This window comes from Lysinibacillus sp. PWR01, from assembly GCF_043359455.1.
Classification (GTDB): Bacteria; Bacillota; Bacilli; order Bacillales_A; family Planococcaceae; genus Lysinibacillus; species Lysinibacillus fusiformis_F.
Genome location: NZ_JBHERJ010000003.1, coordinates 1 through 9,516, shown reverse-complemented (window position 1 = coordinate 9,516; position 9,516 = coordinate 1). Strand labels below are relative to the sequence as shown.

The 9,516-nt window shown below is 36.3% G+C and carries 11 protein-coding genes; 7 read left to right on the top strand and 4 right to left on the bottom strand.

Translation table 11 applies throughout. The annotated features are described in order from the left end of the window. Nucleotides 1–122: 122 nt before the first annotated feature. Entirely contained in the window at nucleotides 123–536 is a 414-nt protein-coding gene (locus ACEVFT_RS00220) for a hypothetical protein (RefSeq protein WP_205445679.1), read from the bottom strand. Nucleotides 537–732: 196 nt separating this feature from the next. Here ACEVFT_RS00220 and ACEVFT_RS00215 point away from each other — a divergent pair, with 196 nt between their 5' ends. Continuing rightward, nucleotides 733–1,608 (top strand): radical SAM/SPASM domain-containing protein, encoded by an 876-nt coding sequence (locus tag ACEVFT_RS00215; RefSeq protein ID WP_393947508.1) that lies wholly within the window; start codon nucleotides 733–735, stop codon nucleotides 1,606–1,608. Nucleotides 1,609–1,648: 40 nt separating this feature from the next. Here the strand turns inward: ACEVFT_RS00215 and ACEVFT_RS00210 are convergent, their stop codons facing one another. Continuing rightward, nucleotides 1,649–2,038 carry a helix-turn-helix domain-containing protein gene (locus tag ACEVFT_RS00210; RefSeq protein WP_004225641.1) on the bottom strand — a complete coding sequence of 130 codons (390 nt, stop codon included), beginning with the start codon at nucleotides 2,036–2,038 and terminating at the stop codon, nucleotides 1,649–1,651. 214 nt (nucleotides 2,039–2,252) lie between these two features. On the opposite strand from ACEVFT_RS00210, the gene ACEVFT_RS00205 reads away from it, so the two are divergent. After that, nucleotides 2,253–2,906, top strand: coding sequence for a restriction endonuclease subunit S (locus tag ACEVFT_RS00205; protein WP_393947505.1), 654 nt, complete (start codon nucleotides 2,253–2,255; stop codon nucleotides 2,904–2,906). 45 nt (nucleotides 2,907–2,951) lie between these two features. On the opposite strand, the gene ACEVFT_RS00200 is transcribed toward ACEVFT_RS00205, so the two are convergent. Further along, a complete protein-coding gene (locus tag ACEVFT_RS00200; RefSeq protein ID WP_393947503.1) occupies nucleotides 2,952–4,625 on the bottom strand; it encodes a ribonuclease J in 1,674 nt (557 codons plus the stop codon). A 290-nt stretch (nucleotides 4,626–4,915) separates the two neighbouring features. After that, nucleotides 4,916–5,410, bottom strand: coding sequence for a L,D-transpeptidase family protein (locus ACEVFT_RS00195; RefSeq protein ID WP_205445672.1), 495 nt, complete (start codon nucleotides 5,408–5,410; stop codon nucleotides 4,916–4,918). Between the two features lie 605 nt (nucleotides 5,411–6,015). Here ACEVFT_RS00195 and ACEVFT_RS00190 point away from each other — a divergent pair. The 5 genes from ACEVFT_RS00190 (at nucleotide 6,016) to ACEVFT_RS00170 (ending at nucleotide 9,431) form a co-directional block, all read left to right on the top strand. Next, complete coding sequence (locus ACEVFT_RS00190; RefSeq protein WP_004225632.1) at nucleotides 6,016–6,225, top strand: hypothetical protein; 210 nt, start codon at nucleotides 6,016–6,018, stop codon at nucleotides 6,223–6,225. 14 nt (nucleotides 6,226–6,239) lie between these two features. Continuing rightward, complete coding sequence (locus tag ACEVFT_RS00185; protein ID WP_205445671.1) at nucleotides 6,240–6,437, top strand: gamma-type small acid-soluble spore protein; 198 nt, start codon at nucleotides 6,240–6,242, stop codon at nucleotides 6,435–6,437. Nucleotides 6,438–6,516: 79 nt separating this feature from the next. Next, nucleotides 6,517–6,705 (top strand): cysteine-rich CWC family protein, encoded by a 189-nt coding sequence (locus ACEVFT_RS00180; RefSeq protein WP_342441636.1) that lies wholly within the window; start codon nucleotides 6,517–6,519, stop codon nucleotides 6,703–6,705. 102 nt (nucleotides 6,706–6,807) lie between these two features. Continuing rightward, nucleotides 6,808–7,392 (top strand): DUF305 domain-containing protein, encoded by a 585-nt coding sequence (locus ACEVFT_RS00175; RefSeq protein WP_393947501.1) that lies wholly within the window; start codon nucleotides 6,808–6,810, stop codon nucleotides 7,390–7,392. Between the two features lie 287 nt (nucleotides 7,393–7,679). Beyond that, a complete protein-coding gene (locus ACEVFT_RS00170) occupies nucleotides 7,680–9,431 on the top strand; it encodes a methyl-accepting chemotaxis protein (protein ID WP_393947499.1) in 1,752 nt (583 codons plus the stop codon). Nucleotides 9,432–9,516: the final 85 nt, after the last annotated feature.

Genomic DNA, 9,516 nt, shown 5'->3' with positions numbered 1-9,516 from the left:
TAGTGAGTGAAGCGGCTCATCGGACGCCCTCTGGAAAGGACGCTGGCGGAATGGAAATCAACCCCTCACTTTGCCAAGTTGCTTTTTCTGCCGTTGACATCATCTTTTTTCAACAACATGATCTACTCATTTTCTTCAGTTAATACATCAGTTTCTTCATTACTTTCACTATGATTAGAGGATGAATGTATATCACTTTCAATGACTAGGCTATCCCGTACTTTTATGCCTTGTTGGCCACCAGCCTCATCATTATGATTACCAGCAATACCGCTTCTTCCATTACCGTCAGCAAATTGCGAATTGACATTTCGTGTATGACTACCGTTACTAGCATTTTGTCCACCTTGGTTAGCATTTGTGCCTACATCATGATTGATTTGACCTCCACCTTCCGCTCGTTGCTCAAAGTGGAAATCGGTGTTTCCTATATTGAATGTAAAATTAATCGTTATATGATTTTTCCCTTGCTTGTTAGAGGATTCCTGCTCAGGTTCGTCAGGTCCATAAAATTTTTTAGAATTAAAACCAGACATCGTTTCTCCTCCCTTCGTTTCATCTTACTATTAAGATATTAGCGCTTCATGAACCCACTTGTACGTGTAGCCATGTTACCTAGAGAAAAGGTAGGACTGCCCAGATGAAAGCTAAACGATTTTTGCTATCTATCCAATAAATTTGTTAGAATGAATGAGATTTGATTATTTAGTGAATGGGAACGGAGAAGCAACATTGAGAACATTTAAAAAGGTTTATATAGAAATAACGAGTGTTTGTAATTTAGCCTGTAGTTTTTGCCCACCTACAGCTCGTGCAAAGGGGCTTATAAAAATCGAACAATTTAATAAAATATTAGATGAAATTCGTCCACATACAAAATATATTTATTTGCATGTAAAAGGAGAGCCATTACTACATCCAAGAATCGATCAGCTATTAGATGCTGCCCATGCAAAAGGGTTTAAAGTCAATATTACAACGAATGGTACGCTAATAAAAAAGAATCGTGAGAAAATATTAGGAAAACCAGCATTACGTCAAATTAATTTCTCGTTGCATAGCTTTGATGGGCATGAAGGCTCTGAAAACCGTGAAAAATATTTAGGGGATATTTTGAACTTTGTGCGAGAATCAAGGGAATACAATACGATTATTTCCTATCGTTTATGGAATCTACAACAGGATCATGTTTCGGATGTTGCAGCACGTCGTAACCGTGAGACTTTAGAAATATTAGAAAATGAGTATAATCTTGATTACCGCATAGAAGAAAAAGTAGAGCCTGGGAAAGGAGTAAAAATTGCCCCTCATGTTTATTTAAATCAGGATCATGAATTTAGATGGCCAAGTCTCCTAGAACCAGAGGATGAAGGGAAGGGTTTCTGTCACGCTCTGCGTAGCCAAGCGGCTATACTTGTGGATGGAACCGTTGTGCCTTGTTGCTTGGATGGGGAAGGTGTCATTAATTTAGGGAATGTACACGAAAAACCCTTCTCAGAAATTGTTGAAGGGGAACGTGCCAATAAGATTGTAGAGGGCTTTTCACGAAGAGAAGCTGTTGAAGAACTATGTAGAAAATGTGGCTATCGTCAAAAGTTTGGTATGTAGCTACTAAAAGTTAATTTTAATAAAGAAACAGCTCCAATTGTCATTGACCGTTGGAGCTGTTTTTCTTCGATTGAGAATCAATCGTATCTAAAAAATCCTTCGTAATACGAACTACATATTTTACCTCGTCTAAATTTCGTTCTCTTAGTAATGAGCGATGAATGTCTAGCATGAGGTTTTTTTCCTCAATATCAGTAACGCCAGATAGTTTTTGAAAATTAAATAGCTCCTCAGGGGTAATGTCTAATGCCTTCATGATTGTTTCCAAAGTACTTAAGGTAATATTAGATTGTCCATGTTCAATATTAGAAACTCTTCCTTTACTGAAACCTAACTTCCCTGTCCGTTCAGCCACTTCTTCCTGGCTAAGTCCTTTGGATAATCGAATAATCCGAAGTTGTTCACCTACTAGCTTTAAAAAATCTGACATATGATTCACCTCTATGTTAAAAGCTAGTGAAAAACAAGGGAAATGACTATACTATTATAGTGGTATAATGGAGAAAAAGTTACATTAAAATGGTACAATTATTAGAGTAATACTTTTCATCAGACAAATGACCTAAATAAAAAGCTAGGTATAATGCGTTAATGAAGATTGTATTAAGGGTATTAATTGGGACAGAGGATTGGAGGGTTCATACATGGTGAAGCAGTTTTTTTTAGAAGAAATAGCAAAAATACAAATTGGTCATTTGATTGTGAATGATCAATGTTTTACTAGGGAAGATACTCCTTTTATCACCGAAGAAATGCTAATGCAATTATTGAGAGAAGATGATTTTAGTCAAGTGCCAAAGGTTGATCACACAGTTGATTCATTTAATTTGTCAATCGTGCCTGCTAAAAGCATTCTTCTAAATAAATTTAATTTACAGGAAACCTTGATTTATCAATGTAAAAAAGCTGTGTGTATCGGTCAGGATATCATTGCCATTATTCCGAATGAATCCATTGTTGTCAGTGATTATTTATTTCACTTTTTTAAATGGTTTCAAATAAATAAGGAGAGACGTAATATCTTTCGTTTAAGAATTGCATTACCTCCTCTTGATATTCAGCATAGAGCAGCTCAATTATTAAATGCTGTTCAACATTTATTAATGAATAAAGATTCTTTAGTCGCAGCGATAGAGGACCTTCCACAGTATTTCAATAATATTTCAAACCAAGTAAATCAGCATTCAAAAAACTTACATCATAGCTTTGAACAGCTCCAACATGTATATGCTGATATGTTACATAAAGTTTTTAATGGAGATTTTCTAAATGATTCTTTTCAAAGGTTGAGCAATTAACATAAGTCGGTGCAAAATGGATTGGACAATCCTTGCACCGACTTATTAAATTTCAATAATAATCGGTAAAATCATTGGCTTTCGTTTGGTTTGGGTAAATAAATATTGTCCAACAGCTCTTTTAATTTCCCGACGTAGGACATGTATTTGCTGTCTGCTTTCTTCTTGAAGCTCATTTACGATTTCTTTGGTAAGCACATTGACCTTAGTTAACAGTGCCTCGAAATCTTTAGCATAAACAAAACCACGTGAAATGGTATCAGGTTCTGAAATAAAAGAACCATCTGCTTTATTGAGTGTTAATACAATAACAAGCATTCCATCTTCTGAAAGTTGCTTGCGATCACGGAGGACAATTCCCTCTACTTCACCTATGCCAATCCCATCAACATACGTATCACCAGCTGGAATTTTACGCGTTTGCCTTGCCTTCGCATTTTCAATGTCCACGACATCTCCATTTTTCATAATAAAGGTATGTCCCTTTTGAACACCAATAGATTCCGCTAATAAACGATGTTGATGTAACATGCGATACTCACCATGAATAGGGATGAAAAATTTAGGCTTCATAAACGTCAGCATCAGCTTCAAGTCTTCTTGATGACCATGTCCTGAAACATGCATACCTGTATGACTGGAAGAACCATAAATCACCTTAGCACCAAGCTGAAACAAATTGTCTACAATACGAGAAACGCCCTTTTCATTACCTGGAATAGGAGAAGCGGCAAGAATGACTGTATCATCTGGCAGAACTTTTACCTCACGATGGTTGCCATTTGCTAATCGAGCAAGTGCTGCAAGAGGCTCGCCTTGGCTACCTGTGCAGAGGACCACGACTTCTTCTGGGGGGAGGTATTTAACTTCTCGTGCATCAATTAACAGATCTTCTGGCACAAATAAATAACCTCGTTCAATCGCAACATCCACAACATTGACCATGCTGCGCCCAACTAAAGCTAACTTCCTATTGGTGGCAATTGTTGCATGTACGATTTGTTGAATACGATTAACATTTGAAGCGAAGGTAGAGATGATTACTTTCCGTTCAGCATGTAAAAAGGCTTCCTCAATATGATGCCCTACCAGTTGCTCAGAAGGTGTCAAACCTGGTCTTTCTGCATTTGTACTTTCTGAGATCAGAACTAGCACACCCTTTGAACCGATTTCCGCCATTTTATGAATATCAGCAAACTGGTTATTAACGGGTGTTAGATCAAATTTAAAGTCTCCCGTATGGACAACATTTCCTTCAGGAGTAGCTAAAACGATTCCTAAACAATCGGGTATACTATGATTGGTTCTGAAGAAATTAATATCAATTTGTCCTAAATGTAGAGCTGAGTCAGCGTGAATTTCAATTAAATCCGTTTCTCTTAAAAGCTTATGTTCCTTTAGCTTTAATTCAATAAGTCCGAGAGTGAATCGAGTAGCATACACAGGAACATTTAATTTTTTTAGTAAATAAGGAATCCCACCAATGTGATCCTCATGCCCATGTGTGACAATTAATGCCTTAATTTTTTCCTTATGTTCAAGTAAATACGTAATATCAGGAATGATAAGATCAATTCCAAGCAAGGTTTCATCTGGAAATTTTGCTCCGCAATCAATAATAATTATGTCATCTGCATATTGTACTACATACATATTTTTTCCAATTTCATTGATGCCACCTAGGGCGAAAATGGATAATAACTGTTTACTTGTGGACAACGTATTCCCTCCTATAGTTTTAAATAAAGCTATCAAATAATTGCTTTTGCCATAGGTAGTATAGCTTTTAGCATTTCATCCTATACGAAATTTGCAATGCTTAACCTTACTACTATGAGATGTAGCATTATGAAAACGTTTTAAGAGAATGGGGAGGATTGGAATATAAAGCTCCGATGGCGGATTATATGTGGCGGGAAGAGCAATACTATTTAACGAAGCTTGCGCAGACTAGAGGAAAAGATAATGAAAACAAGAGGCTATCTAATTTGTATAGATAGCCTTTTTAGTTAGGGATGAATCACTACTTCTGTACCGATTGGCACAATACTGGCAAGCTCTTCAACATCTCGATTATGCATACGGATACAACCATGTGACACAGCATGCCCAATAGAGCTAGGATCATTTGTGCCATGAATTCCGTAGTGTTCTTTAGAAAGACTCATCCACATCGTGCCAAAAGGACCGCCAGGGTTTGGCGCTTTATTAATGATAATAAAACTACCTACTGGTGTTTCGTGAAGCATGCGTCCAACTGCAATAGGGTATTGTTTTTGAAGGATATTGTTTCTATATAAACGTAGCCAGCGATTATTGGTAGAGATCTCGATACGGTAAGGAATTGTCTCGGGGTCGGGCAAGCCAGGGATGACGATTTGTTGACCAATGACAAGATGATCAGGCTGAATTCCTGGGTTCGCAGCGATAATGGATGCTAAAGGTGTACGGTAATCTTGAGAAATTTGAGCAAGGGTTTCACCAGCTTTGACTGTATGAATCAATCATTACTCCCTCCAATGCAAATGTTTATTGTTTTACTATATGCTTCATATGTTTTATGTAATTTTAGGAATGCAAGGTTTTTCATTTTTTGGACAGAATAAGCGGTGACATTGCAGGATTAAGGGGCATAAAGATGAAGGAATTTAAAATTACGTATTTTTTTGATGAGATACATTATGTACGAAGATTCATTTATCTTGATTCAGCAGAAAACGTCCACCTCTATAGGTGGTGAGATGAATGTAAAAATGTTCTCTTTGATTTAGTGGGTGTCCAAACACCAACTGAATCAAGATAAAAGCCCCAGCGGATGTCACAGATTTTGAAGAGGAGCTTTTCGAGCAAGCTCGAAAAAAATCTGGACGCAATTACGCCTTAGCGTAATTGATATTGAATCACAACAAGAGGCAGAGAAATTAGTTAAAAGTGAACGCGATCAAGATATTTCCTTTACCGATAGTAGGGGTGTATACCAAGAACTGCACACAAAACATGTACGAGTTATTCAAATAGCTGAGTATCACCGTATTGATAAAAGCGAACAAGGGAAAGACACATAATCTGTCCAGCTTTACACACATTATAGGAAAAGGAGTGTGACAGAATGGATATCGAAAAAATACCACATGAAAAGAAAATGTTCATGAATTTAAATAGCAAGGACAAGCCTGACATGGTTGAATCAGATACAATTAGTCTTTTCGATTTGCATGAGGATATGCAAACTGTAGATGCCATTCCTATAGAGGAGCTCAATAAGCGAGTAAAAAGAGAAGGCGATGAATTGATTGAAATGCAGCCAGATGAATTATAGGAGGTAGAAATACAATGAATCATGAAAAAGAAGTCCAATTTACATCTGCAGGCACGAATATTAATGAAGTGAAGCAAAAAAATGCAGACGCAGGATTATCCTATAATGAAGTGAAGGCATTGTTAGCAAAAAGTGGTGGGCATGGAACATCCATTTATAGTGACACAGATACTGAAGAAGTAAAACAAGACATACACAAGCATCAACAATAAGCGTTTTGGGAGGAGCAAGGTATTGAGTGCTCTTCCTTTTTTACTTTACAATGGGGAAAAGTAAAGGAGTTGTAGGAGCATGTCAACTGGAGAAATGAAATGTCCATTATGTGGGGGAGAAAATCATTGTGGCGTGGCAAAAGGCGAAAAAGAGTGCTGGTGTATGACAGTTAGCATTCCAGAACACCTGTTAAATGCAGTGCAGGGAGAGCCAAAAATATGCATTTGTTCTACATGTATAGATACATATAAGAAAGAGCAAGTATAATTTTTTACGATGATGATGGCTGGTAAAAATTGAGCAATTGGTACAATTGTCTATCGCACAACAACCTAGCAGGCATACATTACTCTGAAAGGAGTGTGTCTAATGGCTAAACCAATTGAACTCAGTAATGTGACTAAGGCATATCTAGAGGAATATCAGCGAATCCTCAAAAAAATGATGCAGGGTATGACCTATGTTACCATTACTTGTAGTATCTCAGAAAACTTTATTAAACAAATCCTTCCTCATCAAGTTGCAGCAATCCAAATGTCTGAAAATGTTTTACGCTATACAACGAATATCCCTGTACAAAATCTCGCATTAGAAATCATTCGAACACATACAGAAATGGTTGAGAGTCTTGAAGCGATACAAAATCGTTGTTGTGTCGTGCAAAATTCAGAGTATGAATTATACGAGTATATGTGTGCTTATAAAGAAATTACAGAAGCTATGTTCAATGCAATGTGTGCACCGCCAGTCTCCAATAGCATTAATATCAATTATCTGCGGGAAATGATTGTCCATCATCAGGGTGGTATACGACTGGCACAAAATGTGCTTAGATTCTGCATTTGTCAAGAATTAATACCAATCCTACGATGCATGATTCAAACGCTTTGTGAGCAACTAGAAGCCATGGAAAAGCTACTAGATAGCTTACAAAATTGCGATTGCGAGTGCTAGCACTAACGATAAGTTTATATGGGAAGAAGGCGCTAGGATCAAACGTGATTTTAGCGCTTTTTCTGCGTAAAGACAGTGTTTAACTAGGAAAATAAGAAATTGTCAATAAAGTGGACGAAAAAATAATAAAGTGTAAAGAATTAAATGAGAATCTATTTTTGTCTTTCTATTGTTGGTAAAATATATATGTTTTATTAGTTGAAGGTAATGAAGAGAGATCTATTATTGGCTTTAAAATATTGGTAATTTTATTTTACTTTAATTTAATACAACTAGGAGTGGGAGCAATGTTCAAAAGGAAGAAGATTAATCAAAGTTATGATTATTTCTCGGCTACAAAAAATTCAGACATCGAAACAAATGAACGCTTTAAAGAAAAATTAGATTTCCTTGCTTTATCAAGAATTAGAAGAGAATCTGTTGGATTTTTACGTAAAATTTACGAGAATAATCGACAGTATATACTCGATAATTTTTATGCTCGTCTACTGGAAATTCCAGAGTTTAATCATGTCATCAATACACATTCAACCGTAGAGCGCTTGAAAGGGTTGTTTGATTCACATTTTATTAGCTTATTTGATGATGAATTAGATTTAGATTATGTCTTTAAGCGACGTAAAATTGCCTATGTTCATGCTCGAATAGGGGTACTACCGAACTGGATGATTTCTGCCTATACACTGATTAACCAATTAATCATTCCGCTTATTGTTAAAGAACTATCACGTGATGAAGAAAAAATGCTGGATGTTTTATTGTCCTATGATAGTTTAGTAACAATTGATCAACAAATCATTTTAGAGACCTATATTGAAATTCAAGCAGGATCTGTTGTCAATGGGTTAGGTGAAATTATTACTTATAATACACAGTTAGATACCATTAAGGAACTGATTGAATTTCAAGAGATTCAGCAACAGGAGATTGTTGCAGCAGATCAATTAATGCATGAGTTAGACGAGAGTATTGAAGAAATTGCCACATCAGTTGGTGATATCTCAGAGCAAACAAAGCATGCCTTTAAAAAATTAAATCACGATTTGGAATCATTGCAACAAGTATCATCTATTTTACAGACAACCGATGAAGGCCATAAATCAATGCAGGAAGATATTAAACGTTTAGTTGAACGTGTAAATAGTGTAGCGAAATTGATGGAATTAATTAAGAAAATTGCAGATCAAACAAATTTATTGGCTTTAAATGCATCGATTGAGGCGGCTCGTGCTGGAGAAGCAGGGAAAGGCTTTGCGGTTGTTGCGGAGGAAGTTCGTAAACTTGCTGATGATACAAGTACATCTGTTAAATCTATACATACAGATATACAGGAGCTACTTCATATTACCCATAATATTAGTTCATTGACGACTCAATTTTCACAAGATTTACATCAAGGTGTTACAGATACCTTATATATTTCACAGACGCTAGCAGAGCTAAATAAAAATTTACAGCAGCAAGGTGCCCGCTTTGAGGAAATAGCCACAACGACAAAGGTACAAGCACAATCTGCTACAACTATTTCTGAACGTAACCATACAATTACGGAGAGCATGCAAAAAAGTAAGGTAATCGTTTTTGATATGGGCTCTGCCATTTATAAGTTAAGTAAAATGATTGATGGATATCGATCCACGACGATTTATAAAAACTTTATTATTAGCCAAGAGGATATTATTGAATTAGCCATTACTGACCATCTATTGTGGAGATGGAAAATCTATAATTTGCTATTAGGCTTTGAAACGATGACGGAGCAGGATGTAGGGTCTCCAAAAGAATCTCGCCTTGGCGAATGGTATTACGGCACAGGAAAAAAACTGTTAGGTAATGAGCGTGTCTACGCAGAGTTAGAACAGCCATTTATTCACGTTCATGATATTGCAAAAAAAGCAGTCCGTGAATACAATGTAGGCAATAAAACGGGCGCTGAAAAATACCTGAAAGAAATTACGGATGAATCGTATGTTGTTATTGAAAAATTAAAAGCGTTAAAGGAAATTTTATTGAGCGAGAAGAAGCAATATATTCATTAGAAAATTGAGAGCAAGCTAGTCTATAGACTAGCTTGCTCTCATATTGTTGAAAAAAGATCATGTCACTAGCAGAAAAAGACCTTTT